The organism is Actinospineispora spinosispora DSM 44797, assembly GCF_000429025.1.
Classification (GTDB): Bacteria; Actinomycetota; Actinomycetes; order Mycobacteriales; family Pseudonocardiaceae; genus Pseudonocardia; species Pseudonocardia spinosispora.
In genome coordinates this window covers 426,194-447,773 of sequence record NZ_KE386835.1, presented here as the reverse complement: position 1 = coordinate 447,773, position 21,580 = coordinate 426,194, and the positions used below count along the sequence as shown (strand labels likewise).

Sequence of the window (21,580 nt, the reverse complement as noted above, 5' to 3'; positions counted from 1 at the left end):
TGATGGTCCGCGTCAGCAATAACCAAAAGCGAGTACATTTGACCAGCCATTAGCAGTGCTTAATGCTGGACGCATGGAGCTGGATGCCGCCAGGCTGCGCGTTCTCGTCGAGGTCGCGCACGCCGGTTCGATCGCGGAGGCGGCCCGGCGGCTGAGCTTCACCCCGTCCGCGCTGTCCCAGCAGATCGCCAAGCTGGAGAAGGAGCTCGACACCCGGTTGCTGGAGCGCCGGGCGACCGGGGTCCGGCCCACGCCGGTCGGCGCGATCCTCGTCGAGCACGGCGAGCGGGTGCTCGGCGAGCTGCGCGCTGCCGACGCCGCCGTGCGCGCGGCCAGGGAGGACCTTCCGCAGCGGCTCGCGCTCGGTGCGTTCGCCACAGCGGGCAAGGTCCTGGTGCCCGCCGCGCTGGCCGCACTCGAACAGCGCTACCCGCGCGCCGAGCTGTCGCTGCTGGACCTCGAACCGCCGGACGGATACGGCCTGGTGACATCGGGCGACCTCGACGCACTGATCACCCACCGCTATCCGGGGGTGGCGCCGGTACCGCACCCCGGCCTGGACCGGTCGCTGCTGCTCGGCGATCCGCTGCGGGTCGCCCTGCCCGCCGGCCATCGGTTGCGTGACGCCGGGGAGATCGACCTGGCGCGGCTGCAGACCGACAGCTGGATCTCCGGTGCCGTCGGAGTGGCCAGCCGTACCGCGCTACGGACGTTGACCAGGGCGCTGTCGATCGAACCGAGGGTCGCCTACGAGACCGCCGACTACCACGTGACGTTGGCGCTGGTCGGCGCCGGACTGGGTGTTGCGCTGGTGCCGGCGAGCATGCTGGGTGACGTCGATCTCCGGCGCGTCTCGATCCACCGGTTGCGTGGCCGCACCCCGGTGCGCGAGGTCAGCATCGTGCACCGGCGCCGCCCGCCCGCGCTCGTCCAGGAGCTCGTGTCGCTGCTGCGCGCCTCGGCGGACGACGTGAGCCGGGCCGCCGAACGGCTGTAGGACCGCCTTTCTGAGAAATTATTATATTACGTATGTCACTGCTGTCACTCTCGCTACAGTTGCTGACGTTCGGGCGCCCCGACGAATCCGTTCGAAGAACGAACCGGTACGAGGGGAAGAACATGGCTGAAGAATTTGCCGCGCCGTGGTGGGGGCTGACGAAGTTCTGTGATCCTCTGCGGATTCCACAGGCGATCAAAGTGCACTCATGGGGGAATCAGGATGACCTCGTCATCAGGATGGTGCGCCAAGAGGTGAAATTGCATTCGCAGTTGCCGTCGAGTGCGGTCTGGGCTTACGAGGGGCAATTTCCCGGGCCGACGATCGACGTGAGATCCGGCGAGCGCCTGCGTGTGCGCTGGACCAACGACATCGAGGGAACGGTCCCGCTCGTCGGAGTGAAGGGGCCGCTGGACAGCGGCCCGACGAGCCGCCCGGGGCAAGAGCGTGACAAAGCCGGTTACGAGGTCATCGAGGCGCTGCCGAAGCTCCCCGGCTGGACCGTGACCCATCTGCACGGGGCGCATACCAATGGCGGCAACGACGGTTGGGCGCACAACGCGGGCTTGCGGGGCAGCTCGCAGCTGGTCGAGTATCCGAATCACCAGCGTTCGATGGCGCTCTGGTACCACGACCATGCGATGGCGGTCACCCGGTTCAACGTGCTTGCCGGGCTGGCGGGCATGTACCTGGTGCGGGACGACGAGGAGGAAGCACTCGACCTGCCGAGTGGCGACTACGAGATCCCGCTGGTGCTGTGCGACCGCAACCTCGACACGGATCCGACGACCGGTGCACTCACCGGACGACTTCTGTTCAAGGTTCCGATCGCTCCGCCGATCACAGCGGGCGATCCAGAGGTGCTGATCCCATTCGATGGACCGTTCAACCTCGTCAACGGCTGCATCTGGCCCTATCTGGAGGTAGAGCCACGCTGGTATCGGTTCCGCCTGCTCAACGCATCGAACTCGCGGATCTACCGGCTGAGGCTCGTCGGCGACGCCGGCGCGCCAGCGAAGGATGCAGCATGGCTGATCGGTACGGACGGCGGCCTGCTCCCGGCGCCGGTGCCGTTGTCCGACGATGGGCTGTTGGTCGCCCCGGCCGAGCGATTCGATCTGCTGATCGACTTCAGTGGTTTCCAAGGGCAGGCTCTGCGGCTCACGAACGCGGATGCCGGCGACGTCGAGCCCGACCTCATGCAGTTCCGGGTAACTCAGGAGGAGGTGCACGACCGTTTCGAGCTGCCCGAGACGATCTCGGCTTCGTACACCTCATTGGCCTCCGGTACGGCTCTGCCGTCCGATCACGACGAGGTGTGGGTCGCGCTGCTGGAGAACAGGATCGGCCACCCGGAGATGTGGGATCTCGCGGAGGTGCCGGCGCATGAGCGAGTCCCTGAGGGGCCCGGGATCATCCAGGTCGAGGACTCGAACATGACACCACCGATGGTGCGCACCTTTCGCATGATCGGCAGGATGTTCGACGACACGGTCGGAGTGCGTATCGATCATGGCCGGTGGGCGGTGTGGAACATCGTTCACGTCGGCGCAAACGTGACTCATCCGATCCACATTCATCTGACCGAATTCCAGATTCTTCATCGCCGAACCATTAAGTCGTACTTCGATGTGGCGGCCGAGCGGACGACCAAGCCGGTGACGGTGGTGAACGAGGTTCCGCTGGAGAAGTACGAAGCGGGGTGGAAGGACACGATCATCGTCAATCCCGGACAGTGGGTGAGCGTCGCTGGCCAATTCGAAGGTGGAACCGGCGAGTTCATGTTTCACTGCCATATTCTCGACCATGAGGACGAGGGAATGATGCGACCGTTTGTCGTGCGGCCGCGCGAGGTTACCGATCTCGATCCGATGGGGCACATGATGTAGTCACTCAGCTGTGCAGCCGGGCGCCCTTGACCGCCTTGTCGACGGCGTTGCGGGGGCCGTGCAGTGCGATGCCGACCAGGTCGAGCTGGTCCGTCGGCACCGCGCGCACGGCCGCCCGGTTGTCGCGGTCGTTACCGGTGCTGAACAGGTCCGAGGTGAACACCGACATCAGGTAGCCACGCTGCAACCACCGGCCGTGTGCCGAGGTCAGCGTCTCTTTGCCGCCCTCGAACACGAGCACGGGCTGACGGAACATCGGCAGGTAGAGGGTGTTGTCCGCGTCCTCGTACGGCTCGCCGATCAGCTCGGGGTTCTTCGCCGCGATGCCGCTGACCAGGAACGCGGTCACGTTCAGGCGCTGCCAGGTCGCCAGGTCGTCGCGCAGCAGGACGGCGATCTTCGTATCGAAGCGGATGGGTTGTTCGTCGGTCATGCCCTCACGATGCTCCGCGAGGAGCGCCCGGTCTTGTACGTTCTTTGCTTGTAGACGGAGCGGAGCGGGTGAGCGCGTGGCGTCCGGACGTGCCGGGTGTCGCGGAGGTGTTCCACGCCCGTTTCATCGACCACGCCTACCCGCTGCACACCCACGACGCCTGGTCGCTGCTGATCATCGACGACGGTGCGGTCCGCTACGACCTCGATCGCCACGAGCACGGGGCGCTGACCTCGCTGGTGACCCTCCTGCCGCCGCACGTGGTGCACGACGGACGGGCCGCGACACCTGCCGGGTTCCGCAAGCGCGTGCTGTACCTGGAGTCGGACGTGCTCGGCGAGCACCTGATCGGTCGTGCCGTCGACCGGCCGGGCTGGAGCGATCCGGTGCTGCGGCAGCGCATCCACCAGCTGCACCTGGTGCTGGCCCAGCCGGGGGAGGACTTCCAGGCGCAGGCCAGGCTGGCGTTGATCCGCGAACGGCTCGGTCAGCAGCTGCGCGGCCAGGTTCCCGACTGGCGGCCGCCGCACCGCGACCCCGGGCTCGCCGAGCGGCTGAGGCAGCTCCTCGACGAACGGGTCACGACCGGCCTGACGCTCGACGAGGCCGCCGCCGCGCTGCACAGCCATCCCACTCACCTGGTCAGAGCGTTCACGAAGGCGCACGGAGTCCCGCCGCACCGCTACCTGACCGGCAGACGGATCGACCTCGCGCGCAGACTCCTGCTGGACGGAAGACGCCCCGTCGAGGTCGCCACGGCGTCGGGTTTCTACGACCAGGCCCACCTGACCCGCCACTTCAAGTCGATGCTCGGCACGACCCCGGCCCTGTTCGCCACCCGCTCCCCCCGATGACACGAATGTGGCTTTAGGGACGTTGAGCGTCCCTAAAGCCACATTCGTGCCGTCCGGGGCGCGCCCGGGTGGCGGGTGGTCGGTGGTTCGGGGGAGGGCTTGAGAGGATGGGGGCATGTCGGCCTCCGTTGTGTCCCTGTCCCAGCACACGCCGGAACTGGACGACGAGCAGCAGGCCGCCGTGAATGCGCCGCGCGGGCCGGTGTGCGTGCTCGCCGGAGCGGGGACCGGCAAGACCAGGACCATCACCCGGCGCATCGCGCACCTCGTCGACGACGGACACGTCGCGCCAGGTCAGGTGCTTGCGGTCACCTTCACCGCACGCGCCGCCGGTGAGCTGCGCACCCGGCTGAGGGCACTCGGTGTCGGCGGTGTCCAGGCCCGCACGTTCCACGCCGCCGCGCTGCGCCAGCTGCGCTACTTCTGGCCCCGGGTGATCAGCCAGGACCCGTGGCAGCTCATCGAGGGCAAGCTGCGGGTCGTCGGACAGGCGGCGCACCGGGTCGGCGCGGACACCAACTCCGAGTCGCTGCGAGACCTGGCGGGTGAGATCGAGTGGGCGAAGGCCAGCCTGATCACCCCGGAGCGCTACCCGGCCGAGGTCGCCAGGGTCCGCAGGGACGTTCCGACGGACGCCACGCTGGTGGCCAAGGTGTTCGCCGGCTACGAGGCGCTCAAGACCAGCCAGCAACTGCTCGACTTCGACGACCTGCTGCTGCAGACCGCAGCGGTGCTGGAGGCCCGCGAGGACGTGGCGCGGGAGTTCCACGAGCGGTACCGCTGCTTCGTGGTCGACGAGTACCAGGACGTCACCCCGCTGCAGCAGCGTCTGCTCGACGCGTGGCTCGGCGAGCGCGACGACCTGACCGTCGTGGGTGACGCGAACCAGACGATCTACACGTTCGCCGGCGCCACCCCGCGCTATCTGCTCGACTTCGCCCGCCGGTTCCCGGAGGCGACCGTCGTCCGGTTGCAGCGCGACTACCGTTCGACGCCGCAGGTGGTCTCCGCGGCGAACACGGTCATCGCCGCCGCGCGCGGCCAGGCCGCGGGCACGCGGCTGCGGCTGATCGGCCAGCAGCCCTCGGGACCCGAGCCGACGTTCGCCGAGTACGACGACGAGAGCGCCGAGGCCGCCGCCGTCGCCGCGAAGATCAAACGGATGATCACCGACGGCATCCCGGCCAGCGAGATCGCGGTGCTGTTCCGGGTGAACGCCCAGTCCGAGGTGTACGAACGCGCACTCGACGAGGTGGGTGTGCCGTTCCAGGTGCGCGGGGGCGAGCGCTTCTTCGCGCGACCCGAGGTGCGGCAGGCCATGCTCGCGCTGCGTTCGGCGGCCCAGTCCCCTGAGCAGCTGCCGCCGGACGCGGTGACCCTGCGAGACCAGGTCCGCGCGGTGCTCGTGCCGCTCGGCCTGACCGATGAGCCAGCGGCGGGTACCGCGGGGCGCCAGCGCTGGGAGTCGCTGCGCGGCCTGGTCGGGCTCGCCGAGGAGATGGCGCAGGTCCACCCGGAGACCGACCTCGGGCGGTTCTCCGCCGAGCTGACCAGCAGAGCGGACGCCTCGCACCCGCCGACCGTGCAGGGCGTCACCCTGGCGTCGCTGCACGCGGCGAAGGGGCTGGAGTGGGACGCCGTGTTCCTCGTCGGCCTCGCCGACGGCACGCTGCCGATCCAGCACGCCGACGGCGACGAGGCCAAGATCGAGGAGGAGCGCAGGCTGCTCTACGTCGGGGTGACCAGAGCGCGCCGGCACCTGTCGATGTCCTGGGCGCTCGCCCGGTCGAACGGTGGACGCCGTCGGCGGCGCAGCCGGTTCCTCTACGGGCTGATCCCTGAAGGCCACCCCACCGCGCGCGTCGCGTCCGGAAAGGGCGGCGCCAAGCCGAGATGCCGAGTGTGTGGTACATCACTCTCCGGCGCTGAGGCGTTGAGTCTGCGCCGGTGCCCGGACTGTCCGTCCGATGTGGACATCGACCTGCTCGACCGGCTCAAGAGCTGGCGCAGCGCAGCGGCCAAGAAACAGCAGGTCCCGCTCTATGTGGTGTTCACCGACGCGACCCTCACCGCGATCGCCGAACACCGCCCGTGCGACAACGCGGGGCTCGTCTCGATCCCCGGAATCGGCGCCGCGAAACTGGAGCGCTACGGCCCGGATGTGCTCTCGCTGGTGGTCTCGGACGACGTCTGAGGGCGTCCGGGAGAACTTTTTCCCCAGAAAGCCCGAAACTCGGTTGCTTGCACGACACAGGTACTTCTAAGGTCGATCTCGACAGTTCCCGACGCCCTCTGGGCGTCGACGTGATTCGGGAGGGGGTAGCCGCAGTGATGACGAATCTCCTGCACGGCGCCTACAGGCTCCCGGTCATCGAAGGTCCCTCCGTCAGCGGTCCCGGCAACGGCACCGGTGTGAGCGGCGCGGCTTTCAGCGCCACCGGTCTGTTCGCGGCACTGCCGAAGCTGCGCAACCCGCGCATGTCCGCGGCTGCCGACCCGCGCCAGTTGACCCACATCAAGGCTGAGAAGCCGCCATACGTGTCCGCTCCGGAGCGATGCCCTTGACCTGCTCAAGGCGCTCTACCTCGGTTCAACCGAAGGCCGCGGACCCGTACTGGGACCGCGGCCTTTTTGTTTTGCCAGGTCACAAGAACACAAGTTTCCCCGAAGTTTCACCGCACAACGCAGAAGGAGGAGTCGTCGTGCTAGTGCGGAACGTTCCGTTGGACGGCGGAGCGCTGAGAGAGAACCAGCCGTCGGCAACTGACGGAGACCCCGTCGCCGGCCTGGGTGGATTGCTGGACGCCGCACCCGGCGTCGATCTGTCACTGCCCTGTAGGGAAGCCGAGGACGCGGACCTGTGGTTCGCCGACACCCCGGCCGAGCTCGAGCGGGCCAAGAGCCTGTGCGCGGGGTGCCCGTTCAAGGTCGAGTGCCTGGACGGTGCCCTGAGCAGGGGCGAGCCCTGGGGTGTCTGGGGTGGCGAGATCATCCAGCGGGGCAGTGTCATCGCTCGGAAGAGGCCACGGGGCCGGCCGAGCAAGGCCGCGCTGGCACGGGACAGGGCGCTGGCGGCAGCCGGCGCGCCGCTGTAGAGCACAGCGGCCAGGAAAGGAGTTCTCCGATGAAGACAACCGATTTCGTCATGCAGTCAGAGGTACAGAGCCAGGTCTGCACGACCGGCAAGCCGACGGGAGTCCGTGAGATGTTGCTGTACGAAGCCCTGGCCAGAGTGCGAATGCGCGAGGCCGAGGAGACAGCCCGCCGCGACCGGATGGCAAGGAATCTGGTCGCGGTGCGCCGGTGGACGTGGCTGGCCCGGTACGCAACCCAGCGTGCCGAGCGGCTGTCTCGTTAGGCTGGATTGCTTTGGCCTGTTTCGCGCGCGGTATTTTTCTGTGACCACCCCGGCTCGCGTAAACGCTCGCTGGGGTGCTCCCAGAAAAGAAGGCTCGAGGGCTCGCCCGGGCGCGCGCTTGGGGGAACCCCAAGTGCAGCCCTGGCAGCTGGGTGGGTGGTTGCGGACATTCACTGCCCGGCCTTCGCCGGAACTCCTTCGGAGACTCGCGGAGCCGGCTTTACAGATGCAGGTACATCCGCAGCTGGTTAAGGACCCGTGAGTGTTTTGGGCTGCCCTGGCAGCCCAAAACACTCACGGCTCCTCGTTGCCTGCGCGGGTGTGCGTCGTGGGTTGCGCATCACGCCCGCAGCCCCCAGCTTGCACCGGGAATGTGGCGAGGCACGGTGCATGGTGGCCCCGCGCAGGTGCCCGGAGGGGTTCCGCCGAAGGCGGGTAGTGCATGAGTGGCGGCTCCCAGGCCGGGGCACGAAGCGCGCGCGTCGCCGAAGGCGACATTTTTCCGAGTGGGCCCCCGAAGGGGGTCCGCGAGGAAAAACCCCAGGCAGCGAGCCGTTAGGCGAGCCGCCTGGATCGTTCCCGGTCGGCCCGAAGGGCCTTCCGGGAACGATGGCGCGCGAGTACAGGCCTAGGATTCAGTGATGGTCGGCTGCCAGCGGCCGACGATGCCGCGCAGCGGGACTTCCGCGCCGAGCTGGCACATGACTGCCAGCGTGCCGAACGTGACCCGGTGGACCAGTAGGTGCTGCGGCGGCAGGTTCAGTGCACGGCCGGTCTTGAAGTCGGGGCTGCGCAGGTCACCGACACGTTCGGCCTGGCCCTGCAGCCAGCCCCGGCTGAACTTGAAGCTGTCGGTCAGCAGTGGCTCCGCGAACGGAGCCAGGTAGGCGAGCACGTCATCGGGGTCCAGGCGCATGCCCTCGCGGACGAAACCTTCGGTGCGCAGCAGTTCCATCAGCTCGGTCGACTCGCCGCGCAGCGCCATCCTGGTCATCCGCTGCAGCACGATCGGCGAGCCTTCGGGCAGCCGGGCGACCGCACCGAAGTCGATGACCGCGAGCCTGCCGTCCGGCATGAGCTGGAAGTTGCCGGGGTGCGGGTCGGCGTGCAGCAGACCCGCGCGGGGCGGCGACGCGTAGTGGAACTCCGACAGCAACCGGCCCGCCGAGTTCCTGGTTTCCTGGTCACCGTCACGGATGATCACGGACAGCGGGGTACCGGTGATCCATTCGCTGACCACGGTCTTCGGCGCGGACGCGATGACCCTGGGCACCCGGATCTCCGGGTCGTCCGCGAACGCCTTGGCGAACGCGCGCTGGTTGTCGGCCTCGTCGCGGTAGTCGAGCTCCTCCGCCATCCGGTCGCGCAGCTCCGCGATCAGCGGCTTGATCTCCATCCCGGGTACGAGCGGCTGCAGCAGCCGGCTGAACCGTCCCAGCTGGCGCAGATCGGCCAGCAGCGCCTCGTCCGCGCCCGGGTACTGGACCTTGACCGCGACATCGCGGCCGTCGTGCCACACCGCGCGGTGGACCTGTCCGATGCTCGCGGACGCGGCGGGCTCGTCGTCGAAGTCGGCGAACCGCTCGCGCCAGCCCCGGCCGAGCTGCTCGGACAGGACCCGGTGGACGTCGGTGGCCGGCATCGGCGGGGCCGAGCTCTGCAGCTTGGTCAGTGCCTCGCGGTAGGGCCCGGCCAGTTCGTCGGGTACCGCCGCCTCGAAGATGCTCAGCGCCTGGCCGAACTTCATCGCGCCGCCCTTGAGCTCGCCGAGCACGGTGAACAACTGCTCGGCGCTGCGGGCGGACATCGTGGCGGAGATTTGCTCGCCGTCTCCGCCGATCAAGCGCCGGCCCCATCCGGCTGCCGCGCGTCCGGCGGCTCCGAGTGGCAGGCTGGCCAGCTTGGCGGTGCGTTGCACACCGCTACGGGGGATCTCGCTCACGCCCATGATTGTCTACCTCTCAGCCGCGGTCACGCACGTTGCGGGTGTCCCGACGGGTTGGTCTTCGCCGAGAAGTCGCCCCCCATCGCTGGTCGAACCGTCGCTGTCCCCTTTCGTGTGACCTGCGCCGCACCCGCAGCGCGGATGGGGCTCCCACGCGCGCCGGCGGATGTCTCCGCGCCGCATGTCGAGCTCGAGGACGGCGTCGAGAACCGGTGGGGGCTCGCTCGCGGACACCGTCGAGTCCAGTGCGAGCAGTGCCTGTTCGACCGCCAGCGCCGCCGTCGCGGCTATGGTCGCGGGGCTGCCCGAGCCCGACCGGTCGACCAGCGTCGCCGCCACCGACGGCCAGGCGGCGTCCCGGGCGGAGTGCTGCAGGTCCAGGCAGCGCAGGCACGCGGTCCGGCCCGGCAGGACCAGCGGCCCGACGAGCCCGAGCCCGTCGGACGCCCGGACGACCAGCTGGGTGACCCCGTCGGCGAGCAGATCCTGGTGCCGCGCCGGGCGGGGCCGCAGGAGGTCGGTGAACACGACCAGGTCGGGCCGGGTCGGCGACGGCTCGGTGTGCACGACCGTGCGCGGCGCGACCCTGCCGATCGCCTCGGCCGTCGCCTCGCCGCGCGGGAGGCCCAGCTCCGAGATCGAGAGCGTGCCCAGGTCCTCGACCGACACAGCACCGCGTGTGCGCAGCTCGAGTGTGCCCACCCCATCGACGGCGAGCCCGACGGCCACCGGCGCGAACAGCGGACCCGACCCTTCGACCACCACGCGGGCGGCGCGGCGTGCGATGACCAGCCGCCGCGCCAGGTCCGCGTCGAGCAGCGCACCTTGCCGGAACAGCTCCTGGAGCAGCACCAGTGACTCCTCGGGCGTGCAGCCGTCCGCGACCGCGCGCTGGACCAGGTCGAACGGTGTCACGGGTTCGCCCGGTGTCAGCGATCGCACGAACCGCAGCAGCTCGGGGCTCAGCCCGGCCGCCTCGACGCCCTGGTGCTGTCCCAGGCCGAACTGCACGGCGTCGGAGGCCCGCTGCAGCAGCGGATGGTGCGGCCGAAGGACTACCGAACTCGGCAGCACCGTCCCGGCGTCAGTTGCCATCCGCCGATGGTCCCAGCGACGCTCCTGCCCCACGTCCGTTCCGCCGAAGCCGTGTGCACTAGCGAACGCACACCGCGCACCTCGCTGCCACACTGCGCCATGTGCACAGTGCGCGGCGTGACGGGGAGGTGCGCGGTGTCGGCGGAGGTTACTTCTCGGCCGGCGGGTCCTCGTCCTTCGACTCGGGCTCGGCGAGCTTGTCCTCGCTGGGGGTCTGCTTGCCGGCGGCCTTCTCGGCGGCCTCGGCACGGGCGATCTCGGCGATCGGGTCGGTGTCGTCGCTGATCAGCGTGCTGGCGAGGTAGTCCTCGGGGCTGTCCAGATCCTCTTCGGTGGGCAGGAAGTCCCAGTGCGACCAGATCTCGTCGCGCCTCTCCTGGCCGCGCTCCTCGGTGATCCGCCGCCACAGGTGCGCCGCGGACTGCAGCTGACGCGGACGCAGCTCCAGCCCGACCAGCGTGGCGAAGGTCTGTTCGGCCGGCCCGCCCGAGGCGCGACGGCGGCGCAGCGTCTCGCGCAATGCCTCCGCACCGGGCAGCCGATCGCCCAGCGCGTCGCTGACCACGACGTCCACCCAGCCTTCGATCAGCGCGAGCAGCGCTTCGAGCTTGCCGAGCGCGGTGAACTGCTCCTGCGTCTTCGGCGGCTCGAACAACCCGGACTGCATCGCGCCCTCGATCGACTGCGGGTCGTTCGGGTCGATCTGCCTGGCGATCTCCTCGATGCGCGAGGTGTCGACCTTGATGCCCCGCGCGTACTCCTCGACCGCGCTGACCACCCGGGCGGTCAACCAGGGTGCGTGCGCGAAGAGCCGCAGGTGCGCGGCCTCGCGCGCGGCCAGGAAGACCATCACCTCGCTGGACGGCCGGTCGAGGCCGGTGGTGAACGCCTCCACAGCGGCGGGCAGCAGCGCGGCCGTGCCGGTCGGGCCGAGTGGGATGCCCACGTCGGTCGAGCTGAGCATCTCGGTGCCGAGCTGGGCGAGACCGGCGCCGAGCTGGCTGCCGAACGTCAGGCCGCCCATCTGACCGAGCATCGCCAGCATCGGTCCCGCCGCCTGCTTGGCCTCGTCCGGGAGCCCTTCGAGCCACGCGCCGGAGACCCGCTGGGCCACCGGGTCGCACAGCTTCTGCCAGATCGGCATGCTGGCCTCGACCCAGTCCTTCGGCGACCACACGGTGACCGTGCGGGTGCCGGTGGGGAACGCCGTGACCGGGTCGAGCCACAGCTCGGCGAGCGAGAACGCGTCCTCGACGGCCTTGCGCTGCTCGGCGGTCGGGCGCGAGGACGAGGTGAGCTGCTGCACCGCGATCTGCTTGGCCAGGTCGTAGTTGACCGGGCCGCTCGACGTGCCCGCCTGGCTCAGCATCTGCCCGAGCTGGCTGAACATCTGGCCGAGCTGGCCCATGTCGAAGTTCCCGCCTCCCGGGCCGCCCGGCATCCCGGGCATGGGGAACCCGCCCGGCATGCCGGGGATCCCGCCCATGCCGAAACCGAACGGGTCGGCCGGCCCTTCAGAAGAGCCGCCGCTGCCCGATTCTCGGTCCTTGCGGTCCCGATCCTTGTCTCGGTCCTTATCCCGGTCCGCCGGGCCGAATCCGAACGGCGTGTCGCTCATACCACCACCGTACGCGGCGGTGCCGACGAAACCTCAGGAGATCAGCCGTAGGCTAAACCGGTGAGTCGTCGCACGTTAACCATGATGGTCGGCCTGGTTCTGTTACTGGTGGTCTGCGTCATCGGTGTGACGGTGCCGGTGCCGTTGGTGGCCATGGGCCCCGGGCCGAGCATCGACACGCTGGGTCAGGTCGACGGCAAGTCCGTCGTCTCGCTGAACGGCAGGCAGTCCTATCCGACCACCGGGCACCTCAACATGACCACGGTGACCGTCACCGACGGTCTGACCGCGGTGAACGCCGTCCAGTTCTGGCTGTCCAGCCAGCATCAGGTCATCCCGAGGGCGCTCATCTATCCGCCGGGGCTGACCGAGGCGCAGGTGACCCAGTCGAACAACGAGCAGTTCTCCAGCTCGGAGAACCTCGCGCAGGCCGCCGCGCTCAAGTTCCTGAAGGAGCCGGTCAAGGTGACGGTCAGCGAGCTGACGACCGACGCGCCCGCCGGCACGGTGCTGAAGACCGGGGACCGGCTGATCACGGTCAACGGCCAGACCGTCACGTCGGCTGGTCAGGTCAGGGAGATCCTGGCCAAGACGCGGCCCGGTGACCAGGTCCCGATCACCTACCAGCGTGGCGCGGCACCTCCCGCGAACGGCACGGTGACCGTCGGCCTGCGCCCCGGCTCGCCACCGGAGCGGCCGCAGGGCTTCTTCGGCATCGTCCCGCAGGCCGAACCGCTCGCCCCGTACCAGATCAACGTCGCGCTCGATGACGTCGGCGGCCCGTCAGCAGGCTTGATGTTCACGCTGGCGATCATCGACAAGATGACACCGGACGACCTGACCGGCGGCAAGTTCGTCGCCGGCACCGGCACGATCGACGAGTCGGGCGCGGTCGGCGAGATCAACGGCATCCCGTTCAAGATGATCGGCGCGAAGGAGGCGGGCGCGACGGTCTTCCTGGTGCCCGCCAACAACTGCGCCGAGGCGAAGAGCGCCGTGCCGGACGGCATGCAGCTGATCAAGGTGGCCACGCTGACCGACGCGGTCAACGGCCTCGAGGCGTTGAAGGCGGGCAAGCCGGTACCGGGCTGCTGACGCGACCGATACTGTGCCTCCTGTGGGTGCGACGACGGAACGACTGGCCCGGCACCTCCGGCGCGCGGAGGCGGCCCAGGTGACCTATCCCGACCTGGAGGGCACCCGCCGGGCAGTCCTGCCGGACGGCTACCACCACGTCGAGCGGCGGGTGCGTGTCGGGCACGGGGACGAGGTCTTCCACGATGCGCGCACCACGGTGTTCACCTGGGGCATGCAGCGCCGCGCCGGCCTGACCGTCTTCCCCGCCGACATCCCGCCCAAGCCCGAACACACCGTCCTGGTCGTCACCGGGCTCGGTCCGATCAAGATCGTCGCCCCGTGCCGGATCATCTACACGGTCGACGAGTCGGACCGGACCGGCTTCGGCTACGGGACCCTTCCCGGTCACCCCGAGTCCGGCGAGGAGGCCTTCCTCGTCGAGCGCGACCAGCAGGGTGATGTGTGGGCGGTGGTGCGGGCCTTCTCCCGCCCGGCGACCTGGTACTCCCGCCTCGGCTCCCCGGTGGCCCGCCTGGTCCAGCGCAAGGTCACCAACGACTACCTGCGCGCCTTCGAGTAGCCACCCGTGTTCAGGCGTCGATGTCCAGGGTCCTGAGTAGCGCGTTGACCATGTTGGGGGCCAGGTCGGGGTGCTCCACCAGCTCGTCCGGAGTGTCGCCGGTGCCCTTCAGGCGCAGCAGGCAGCAGTACTGACCCGAGCGCAGCACGCCGACCACCAGGCGGGCGTCGCGGCGGTCGGGATGTTGCTGGGCGACCCGGACGGCGACCTGGTTCAGCTCGTCGGCGTCCACGTCGGCGACCGCCTTGTCCAGCTCCGCCTCCGCCTCGGGCGGGAGTACGACGATCTCCTGCGCGAGCGCGCAGCCGATCACCTCATCGGGCCAAAAAATTCCGGCCAGTGTCTCGGCGAGATCGTCGTCGGTGAGCGGTTCCTGGGCGATCGGGGTCAACCCCTCCGCGGCGGGTAGACGCTCGGCGAGGTCGGGCTCGGCCGCGACCAGCTCAATCGTGGGTACCAGGGCAAACAGCTGAGTGGGCTGGTCCCAGCCGGCCTCGGAGAGGAAGTCCTCGACCTCGCGCGTGGCCGCCGGGAGCCACGCGGACCAATCAGACGGGGTGTTCTCACCGATTTCCATTGGCGACATCCTCCCATCCGCCTCGGGAACTGAAACGACCATCTCTAGAGTTGGGAGGACAACTGACATGTGATCCGTGCCCAACGCGAGGCGATTGGCGCCAACACGGCTGCGCGGCACAGCAGGACAACCGAAACTCTGGAGCGTGCGTTGTGGCGATGTCGCCCCCGACTGGGGCTCCCGCGCTGTCCCGGCGAACTCGATTGCTGCTCATCGTCGGCGGGGTGGTGCTGGTAGCGCTTCTCGCCGGCTCGCGACTGCTCGACTTCTACGTCTATTGGCTGTGGTTCGGGGAGGTGGGTTATCGAGAGGTGCTGAGCACCATCGTGCTCACCCGGATCGCGCAGTTCGTCGTAGTGGCCGCTGTGTTTGCGGGATTGACAGCGGCGACGCTCGCGGTGGCATTCCGATCCCGGCCGGTGTTCGTTCCGGTCAGTGGTCCGGAGGACCCGGTCGCCCGATACCGAACCGTCATCATCCAACGCCTGCGGGTCTTCGCGATCGGCGTTCCGCTGGTCATCGCGATCATCGCCGGCCTCGCGGCTCAGGGTGACTGGCAGACCACGCAGACCTTCCTGCACAGCACCTCGTTCGGTGTCGCCGACCCGGTGTTCGGTGCCGACGTCAGTTTCTACGCGTTCCAGCTGCCGTTCTACCGCTGGGCGCTGAACCTGCTGTTCGTCGCGGTGGCGCTGTGCTTCGTGCTGGCTCTCATCACCCACTACATCTTCGGTGGTATCCGGCTGACCGGCCGGGCCGGCCAGGTCGCGGTGGCCGCGCGGGCCCAGCTCGCGGTGCTCGCCGGGATCTTCGTGCTGCTCAAGGCGGTCGCGTACTGGTTCGACCGCTACGGCCTGCTGCTCCACCCCTCCGGCGACGGACGGGTGTTCGCGGGTGCCAGCTACACGGACCTGAACGCCGTGCTCCCCGCGAAGATCATCTTGTTGTTCATCTCGTTGATCTGTGCCGCCGCGTTCTTCGCCGCCGTGTTCCGCCACAACCTGCAGCTCCCCTCGATCTCGATCGCGCTGCTGGTGCTGTCGAGCGTGCTGGTCGGCGCCGCATGGCCGGCCGTGCTCGAGCAGTTCGTGGTCAAGCCGAACGCGAACGTGCGTGAGGCACTGCCGATCCAGCGCAACATCACGGCGACCCAGCAGGCCTACGGGCTGATCCCGGGCGAGCAGGTCAAGTACGAGCCCTACACGGGCATCTCGACCAAACCGCCCGCCGAGGTCCGGCAGGACTCCGACACGATCCCGAACCTGCGGGTGCTGGACCCGAGCCTGCTGTCCAAGACCTTCACGCAGCTGCAGCAGCGCAAGAACTTCTACGGATTCCCGGAGAAGCTGGACATCGACCGTTACTCGTTCAACGGTCAGACCCAGGACTACATCGTGGGCGCGCGCGAGCTGAATCCGAGTCAGCTCGCCGGTAACCAGACCGACTGGATCAACCAGCACATGGTCTACACCCACGGAAACGGTTTCGTCGCCGCTCCCGCGAACAAGGTGAACTCGCCGCTCGACGAGGGCGGCGGCCAGGGCGGTTATCCGGACTTCATGGTGACCGACACGAGCGGCACCATCGGCCCGATCAAGGCCGATCAGCCTCGCATCTACTACGGCGAGCTGATGGGCAACAACTATTCCATCGTCGGCTCACCGCAGGGTGTTCCGCCGCGTGAATACGATTCCGACACCAGCGCTTCCACCTATACCGGTAAGGGCGGCGTGTCGATCGGCAGCCTGTTCAACCGGTTGGTGTTCTCGTTGTCCTACGGCGAGCGGAACATTCTGTTCAACGGCTCGATCAACGAGGACTCGAAGATTCTGTTCGTCCGTGATCCGAGCAAGCGGGTCGAGCAGGTCGCACCGTGGCTCACCCTGGACGGGGACCCGTACCCGGCTGTGGTGGACGGCAAGATCCAGTGGATCGTCGACGGCTACACCACGCTGGACGACTATCCGTACGCGGAGCAGACCTCGCTCGGGGACGCGACCCAGGACACGCTGCCCGGGGTCCGGCGCCAGCCCGACCGCACGGTCAGCTACCTGCGCAACTCGGTCAAGGCCACCGTGGACGCCTACGACGGCACCGTGACGCTGTACGCCTTCGACGAGAAGGACCCGGTGCTCAAGACGTGGGAGAAGGTGTTCCCGGGCACGGTGAAGCCGGCGTCGGAGATCAGCAAGGACCTGCGGGACCACTTCCGGTACCCGGAGGACCAGTTCAAGGTGCAGCGTCAGCTGCTCGCCAAGTACCACGTGGCGGACCCGGGTGAGTTCTTCACCACGACCTCGTTCTGGGACGTCCCGAACGACCCGACCGAGGCGAGTCCGTCGCCGAACACGGCGGAGCCACAGCCGCCGTACTACGTGCTGGCGGGTTTGCCGGGTCAGGAAGGCGCCAGTTTCCAGCTGACCAGCGCGATGGTCGGTCTGCGGAGACAGATCTTGGCGTCCTACATCTCGGTGAGCTCCGATCCGGCGTCCTACGGCAAGATCACCGTGCTGCAGCTGCCGGCTGACACACAGACGAGAGGCCCGCAGCAGGTCCAGCAGCAGCTGGTCTCGTCGCCGACCGTCAGTACCGCGATCAACCTGCTGAAACAGGGGCAGACGCAGACCTCGTACGGCAACCTGCTGACCTTGCCGATCACCGGTGGCGGTCTGTTGTACTTCGAGCCGATCTACATCGAGAGAGCGGGGCAGGCGGAGACGTCCTATCCGCAGCTGGCCCGGGTGCTGATCGCGTACGGCGATCGCATCGGCTTCCAGCCGACGGTGAGTGCCGCGCTCGACGAGGTGTTCGGCGCGGGAGCCACCGCGTCGGCGCCGAAGCCGAACCCGGGTAGTTCGCCGGTGATCGGTGGGACCGGCGGGGCGGCGTCCGCGGGGATGCAGGCGGCGGTCTCGGACATCAACAACGCGCTGAGCAAGCTGCGCGCCGCTCAGCAGTCCGGTGACTTCCAGGGTCAGGGCACGGCGCTGTCGGACCTGGACAAGGCGGTCAAGGAGTTCAACCAGGCCAGCTCGAGCCAGCCGGCCGCTCCGGCCGCCGGTCAGCCCGCACCCGCGCAGCCCGCCCCGGCCGCGCCGGCTGCTCCGGCGCCGGTCCCGGGGAGCTGATCGGACAGGTGACCCACCCCGCGTTGCCCGATTGCCGGTGTGTAGGCTGGTAATTGCAACGCGGGGTGGAGCAGCTCGGTAGCTCGCTGGGCTCATAACCCAGAGGTCACAGGTTCGAATCCTGTCCCCGCTACCACTCGAATCGGCCCCTGGCGATAACTCGCCGGGGGCCGATTTGCGTTATGCGGAAATATCGATCACGACCGACGCATAGCGGGGGTGGTCGATGTCGACCATTGGTCGGTGTGTAGGCTGGTAATTGCAACGCGGGGTGGAGCAGCTCGGTAGCTCGCTGGGCTCATAACCCAGAGGTCACAGGTTCGAATCCTGTCCCCGCTACTACCCGAATCGGCCCCTGGCGATAACTCGCCGGGGGCCGATTTGCTGTGTCGGGATTTGCTCGCGACACCTGCTCGTGGGGGCCCGTGCACGGCCCGTTGGTCGGTGTGTAAACTAGTAATCGCATCGCGGGGTGGAGCAGCTCGGTAGCTCGCTGGGCTCATAACCCAGAGGTCACAGGTTCGAATCCTGTCCCCGCTACTACAGCAAAATGGCCCCCGGCATCACGCCGGGGGCCATTTTGCTGTGCGCGAGTGGTCAGCCGCGCGGGTCCGGCAGACCGAGCACCAGGACGGCCAGCGCCGCGGCGACCAACGCCTGCACGCCGCTCACGACGAGCAGAGCGTGCTGAAACCCGAGTGCGTCCGGAGCACTGAGCCCGACGAACAGGCTCCCGAGCAACGCCACCCCGAGAGCCAGAGCCGTCTGCTGGGTGGTGGTCAGCATCCCGCTGCCCACGCCCGCGCTCCCGGCCGGAACCTGCGACAGGACCAGCCGGAACAGCGTCGGTGCGATCAGCCCCTGCCCGACCCCGAACAGCACCGTGCCGGGCATCAGCTCCAGCACACCGAGTCCTGGCCAGCCGACCAGCGCGGTCCCGGCCAGGATCACGAGCGACACGACCAGCAGCAGAGCACCCGCGACCAGCACCCGGCGGCCGTAGCGGTGCACCAACCGGCTGGTGACCAACGTCGCGGCCAGGAACGCCACCGCGAGCGGGGTGAGCGCCAGCCCGGAGCGCAGCGGTCCCAGGTGCAGCCCGTTCTGCAGTACCAGCGCGTAGACGAACATGAAGCCGCCGAAGCCGGCGAAGAACGGCAGCGCGATGACCAGCCCGCGCCGCATCGTCGGGACGCGCAGCACCGAGGGCGGCAGCAGCGGCACCCGGCCCCTGCGCTCCACCCGGAGCTCGACCGCGACGAACAGCGCGAACACGAACGGCGACGCCGAGAGCAGGACCCAGCACCAGACGGGCCAACCGAGTCCCTGGCCCTCCATCAGCGGCACCAGCAGGGTCAGCAGCGAGACGCCGAACAGCCCGGTGCCGAGCAGGTCCACGCCGATCGGGTCGCTCGCGCGGGTCTCCGGCAGGGTCCGCTGGGCCAGCACCATCGCGACCAACCCGATCGGCACGTTCACCAGGAAGATCGGCCGCCACCCCAGGCCGGCCACGTCCGCCGAGACCAGGACACCGCCGAGCAGCTGGCCGATGACCATCGACAGGCCTCCGGTCGCGCCGTAGTACCCGAGCGTCCTGGCCCGTCGTTCGCCGTGGGTGGTCGCCTGGATGATCGACAACACCTGGGGCACCAACAACGCGGCCGCCGCACCCTGTGCCGCCCTGGCGAGCACCAGGACGAGCGCGTTCGGGGCCAGACCGCAGGCGAGCGAGGTCACGGTGAACGCGGCCAGCCCGACCGTGAACAGCCGGCGCCTGCCGAACGCGTCGCCGAGCCGGCCACCGATCACCAGCAGCAGCGCGAACCCGATGCCGTACCCGGCGACGACCCATTCCAGGGTCGCAGGGGATGCCCGCACATCGGCCTGGATCGTGGGCAGCGCGACGTTGACGATGAACAGATCGATCGGCGCGAGTGCGGCGCCGAGCAGCAGGGTGAACAACCCCGGGCCGGTGAGCGAAGTGGCTGAGGTCGTGGGATCGCCCGACCCGATGTGCAGTGCGGGACGCGTGGTTGGAATCGTCACGACTACTACGTTCCGACTGATCCGACACGGGTACCAGGTGCGCTTTATCCAGGTATCCGGTGATACCTGGCTTCCGGCGCGCGGACCGCTGCGCGGTCCGCGCGGACCGCTGCGCGGTGACGCCGCGCACCCAGCGTGCACTTCACACACGTCCCGACCTGTGCGAAGTGCACGCTGGGGTGTGCGAAGTCGGCCCCGAGGGTGTGCGGTGCCAGGTATCAGGTGGTACCTGGTTATCGGGGGGAGGTGGTGTGACAGTGGAGGACGTGGACAGCGCGGTGGTGAGCCCTCGGGTGAATGGACCGGACGTGCGCGGGCCCGGCGCGATCCGGCGTGCCGAGCTCGCGGGATTCCTGCGCAGCAGACGCGAACGGATCAGCCCGGAGGAAGTGGGGCTGCCGCTCGCCGGTCGACGGCGCACCCCGGGGCTGCGCCGTGAGGAGGTCGCGCAGCTCGCCGGTGTCGGGGTCACCTGGTACACCTGGCTCGAGCAGGGGCGTGACATCAGGGCGTCGGAACAGGTGCTCAGGGCGATCGCCGGCACACTGCGGCTGGACCCGTACGAATGCAGCCACCTGTTCGCGCTGGCCGGAGCACCCGAGCCCGCCGCCTACCAGGAATGCGCTGCCGTGTCCCCGGCGATCCACGCCATTCTGGCGAAGCTCGCGCCGATGCCCGCCGTGGTGCAGAACGCGCGCACCGACATCCTGGCGTACAACCGCTCCTACAACTGGCTGATGGAGATCGACGACCTGCCGTTCTCCGAGCGCAACTCGTTGCTGCAGTGCTTCACGAACCCGGCGTGGCGTGCCCGGCTGCACAACTGGGAGCAGCGCATGCCGGTCGCCGTCGCGGAGTTCCGGGCCCAGATGACCGAACACGTCGCCGAGCCGAGCTGGAAGGCACTGGTCAAACGGCTGCGCGAGGCGTCCAGCGAGTTCGAGGTGCTGTGGACCCAACACGAGGTGCAGCCGATGCGCAACCACGCCAAGCAGTTCCGGCACCGGGACGCCGGGCTGCTCAGTTTCGACTTCACCCATCTCTGGCTGGGACAGCGTTCGCAGCTTCGTCTGACCACGTACACCCCGGCCGACACCGCGACGGCCTCGGCGTTGGAGGCATGCGCATTCCCCGAGTGAGACCTCGCAGAGCTACGTGTCGCGTCGCAGACACTGCAGCATTTGCGACGCGACATGAACTTCTGCGAAGTGGCGTCGTCTAGTCGCCGCCTACCAGGCTCAGGAAGCGGTTGATCACCTCGGCGCCGCGTGCCGGGTCCTGCAGCATCCACCAGTGGCCGAGGCCCTCCAGCACCTCGGTGCTGGCGCCCGCCCGTGCGGCGGCGCGGCGGCGAAGCTCGTCCGAGCCGACGTAGTGGTCCTCGGTCGCCAGGATGTTGAGCCCGGGGCGGGAGGCGGCAGCGGGCAGGTTCTCGCGGAACGGCTTCAGGTGCGGCGCGGTCGCCGAGCGGTACAGCGTCAGGATGCAGCGGCCCATGTCGTCGTTCTGCCAGTCGGCCATCTGGCGCGCGGCATCCGCCGGCATGCCCAGCGCGCCGAACCGTTCGACCTTCTCCTCGACGGTCGCGTTCATCATCGTGTCGACGAGCCGTTCCCCGGCCTCGGGCGTCTGCCACACCTGGGCGAGGTCGTGCCAGACGTACTCCTCGTCGTACAGCCCGACGACGTCGACGATCCAGCTGCGGATCAGGTCGGGGCGGCTCAGCACGACGTTCATGACGTGCCCGCCGCCCCAGTCGTGCCCGATCAGGTGCACCGGCTCGCCGAGCTTCTCCAGCTCACCGGCCAGCCAGTCGCGGTACTCCAGCATCGTGGCGCCGAACCCGTCCGGCACGGGGGCGCCGAATCCGGGCGGTGACAGGCAGATGACGTCATCGCGGCCCAGCTCCTTGATCAGCGGGCCCCAGATCGCCTCGGTCTCCGGGTTGCCATGTACCAGCACGACTGTCATGTCGTCGATCTT

At 68.7% G+C, this 21,580-nt stretch carries 18 protein-coding genes and 3 tRNA genes; 14 read left to right on the top strand and 7 right to left on the bottom strand.

The window, feature by feature from the left end; all coding sequences use genetic code 11:
* Window positions 1–73 precede the first annotated feature (73 nt).
* The gene (locus G406_RS0135750; protein WP_028937545.1) at window positions 74–997 is read left to right on the top strand and encodes a LysR family transcriptional regulator; all 924 of its coding nucleotides are present in this window, start codon (window positions 74–76) and stop codon (window positions 995–997) included.
* Between the two features lie 32 nt (window positions 998–1,029).
* The gene (locus G406_RS0135745; RefSeq protein ID WP_245607333.1) at window positions 1,030–2,886 is read left to right on the top strand and encodes a multicopper oxidase family protein; all 1,857 of its coding nucleotides are present in this window, start codon (window positions 1,030–1,032) and stop codon (window positions 2,884–2,886) included.
* A 4-nt stretch (window positions 2,887–2,890) separates the two neighbouring features.
* On the opposite strand, the gene G406_RS0135740 is transcribed toward G406_RS0135745, so the two are convergent.
* Window positions 2,891–3,319, bottom strand: coding sequence for a DUF2000 domain-containing protein (locus G406_RS0135740; protein WP_028937543.1), 429 nt, complete (start codon window positions 3,317–3,319; stop codon window positions 2,891–2,893).
* Between the two features lie 68 nt (window positions 3,320–3,387).
* On the opposite strand from G406_RS0135740, the gene G406_RS0135735 reads away from it, so the two are divergent.
* From G406_RS0135735 to G406_RS57500, 5 genes are all read left to right on the top strand, one after another.
* Window positions 3,388–4,173 (top strand): helix-turn-helix transcriptional regulator, encoded by a 786-nt coding sequence (locus tag G406_RS0135735; protein WP_051343136.1) that lies wholly within the window; start codon window positions 3,388–3,390, stop codon window positions 4,171–4,173.
* A gap of 115 nt (window positions 4,174–4,288) precedes the next feature.
* Window positions 4,289–6,367: an ATP-dependent DNA helicase UvrD2 gene (locus G406_RS0135730; protein ID WP_051343135.1), complete on the top strand. Its 2,079-nt coding sequence runs from the start codon at window positions 4,289–4,291 to the stop codon at window positions 6,365–6,367.
* 137 nt (window positions 6,368–6,504) lie between these two features.
* Complete coding sequence (locus G406_RS0135725; RefSeq protein ID WP_028937540.1) at window positions 6,505–6,738, top strand: hypothetical protein; 234 nt, start codon at window positions 6,505–6,507, stop codon at window positions 6,736–6,738.
* A gap of 137 nt (window positions 6,739–6,875) precedes the next feature.
* Window positions 6,876–7,268, top strand: a complete 393-nt coding sequence (locus G406_RS59200; RefSeq protein WP_028937539.1) for a WhiB family transcriptional regulator — start codon at window positions 6,876–6,878, stop codon at window positions 7,266–7,268.
* Between the two features lie 29 nt (window positions 7,269–7,297).
* Complete coding sequence (locus tag G406_RS57500; protein ID WP_051343134.1) at window positions 7,298–7,531, top strand: hypothetical protein; 234 nt, start codon at window positions 7,298–7,300, stop codon at window positions 7,529–7,531.
* Between the two features lie 628 nt (window positions 7,532–8,159).
* On the opposite strand, the gene G406_RS0135710 is transcribed toward G406_RS57500, so the two are convergent.
* From G406_RS0135710 to G406_RS51990, 3 genes are all read right to left on the bottom strand, one after another.
* The gene (locus tag G406_RS0135710) at window positions 8,160–9,473 is read right to left on the bottom strand and encodes an ABC1 kinase family protein (protein WP_028937538.1); all 1,314 of its coding nucleotides are present in this window, start codon (window positions 9,471–9,473) and stop codon (window positions 8,160–8,162) included.
* 12 nt (window positions 9,474–9,485) lie between these two features.
* Entirely contained in the window at window positions 9,486–10,571 is a 1,086-nt protein-coding gene (locus G406_RS54885) for a TOMM precursor leader peptide-binding protein (RefSeq protein WP_051343133.1), read from the bottom strand.
* A 148-nt stretch (window positions 10,572–10,719) separates the two neighbouring features.
* Complete coding sequence (locus G406_RS51990) at window positions 10,720–12,189, bottom strand: zinc-dependent metalloprotease (RefSeq protein ID WP_037080258.1); 1,470 nt, start codon at window positions 12,187–12,189, stop codon at window positions 10,720–10,722.
* 60 nt (window positions 12,190–12,249) lie between these two features.
* On the opposite strand from G406_RS51990, the gene G406_RS0135695 reads away from it, so the two are divergent.
* Window positions 12,250–13,284: a YlbL family protein gene (locus tag G406_RS0135695; protein WP_245607332.1), complete on the top strand. Its 1,035-nt coding sequence runs from the start codon at window positions 12,250–12,252 to the stop codon at window positions 13,282–13,284.
* 22 nt (window positions 13,285–13,306) lie between these two features.
* Window positions 13,307–13,846 (top strand): DUF1990 domain-containing protein, encoded by a 540-nt coding sequence (locus G406_RS0135690; protein WP_245607331.1) that lies wholly within the window; start codon window positions 13,307–13,309, stop codon window positions 13,844–13,846.
* 10 nt (window positions 13,847–13,856) lie between these two features.
* On the opposite strand, the gene G406_RS0135685 is transcribed toward G406_RS0135690, so the two are convergent.
* Window positions 13,857–14,423 carry a PPA1309 family protein gene (locus tag G406_RS0135685; protein WP_156935329.1) on the bottom strand — a complete coding sequence of 189 codons (567 nt, stop codon included), beginning with the start codon at window positions 14,421–14,423 and terminating at the stop codon, window positions 13,857–13,859.
* A gap of 158 nt (window positions 14,424–14,581) precedes the next feature.
* Here G406_RS0135685 and G406_RS51985 point away from each other — a divergent pair, with 158 nt between their 5' ends.
* The 4 genes from G406_RS51985 (at window position 14,582) to G406_RS0135665 (ending at window position 18,091) form a co-directional block, all read left to right on the top strand.
* The gene (locus tag G406_RS51985; protein ID WP_051343188.1) at window positions 14,582–17,551 is read left to right on the top strand and encodes a UPF0182 family protein; all 2,970 of its coding nucleotides are present in this window, start codon (window positions 14,582–14,584) and stop codon (window positions 17,549–17,551) included.
* A gap of 59 nt (window positions 17,552–17,610) precedes the next feature.
* Window positions 17,611–17,687: transfer RNA gene (locus tag G406_RS0135675), tRNA-Met, on the top strand.
* A gap of 129 nt (window positions 17,688–17,816) precedes the next feature.
* Window positions 17,817–17,890: transfer RNA gene (locus G406_RS0135670), tRNA-Met, on the top strand.
* Window positions 17,891–18,017: 127 nt separating this feature from the next.
* A tRNA-Met gene (locus G406_RS0135665) sits at window positions 18,018–18,091 on the top strand.
* Window positions 18,092–18,148: 57 nt separating this feature from the next.
* Here the strand turns inward: G406_RS0135665 and G406_RS0135660 are convergent.
* Window positions 18,149–19,570 (bottom strand): MFS transporter, encoded by a 1,422-nt coding sequence (locus G406_RS0135660; protein WP_051343187.1) that lies wholly within the window; start codon window positions 19,568–19,570, stop codon window positions 18,149–18,151.
* Window positions 19,571–19,863: 293 nt separating this feature from the next.
* Here G406_RS0135660 and G406_RS0135655 point away from each other — a divergent pair, with 293 nt between their 5' ends.
* Window positions 19,864–20,736, top strand: coding sequence for a helix-turn-helix transcriptional regulator (locus tag G406_RS0135655; protein ID WP_425414670.1), 873 nt, complete (start codon window positions 19,864–19,866; stop codon window positions 20,734–20,736).
* 79 nt (window positions 20,737–20,815) lie between these two features.
* On the opposite strand, the gene G406_RS0135650 is transcribed toward G406_RS0135655, so the two are convergent.
* The gene (locus G406_RS0135650) at window positions 20,816–21,568 is read right to left on the bottom strand and encodes an alpha/beta fold hydrolase (RefSeq protein WP_028937532.1); all 753 of its coding nucleotides are present in this window, start codon (window positions 21,566–21,568) and stop codon (window positions 20,816–20,818) included.
* Between the last annotated feature and the right edge of the window lie 12 nt (window positions 21,569–21,580).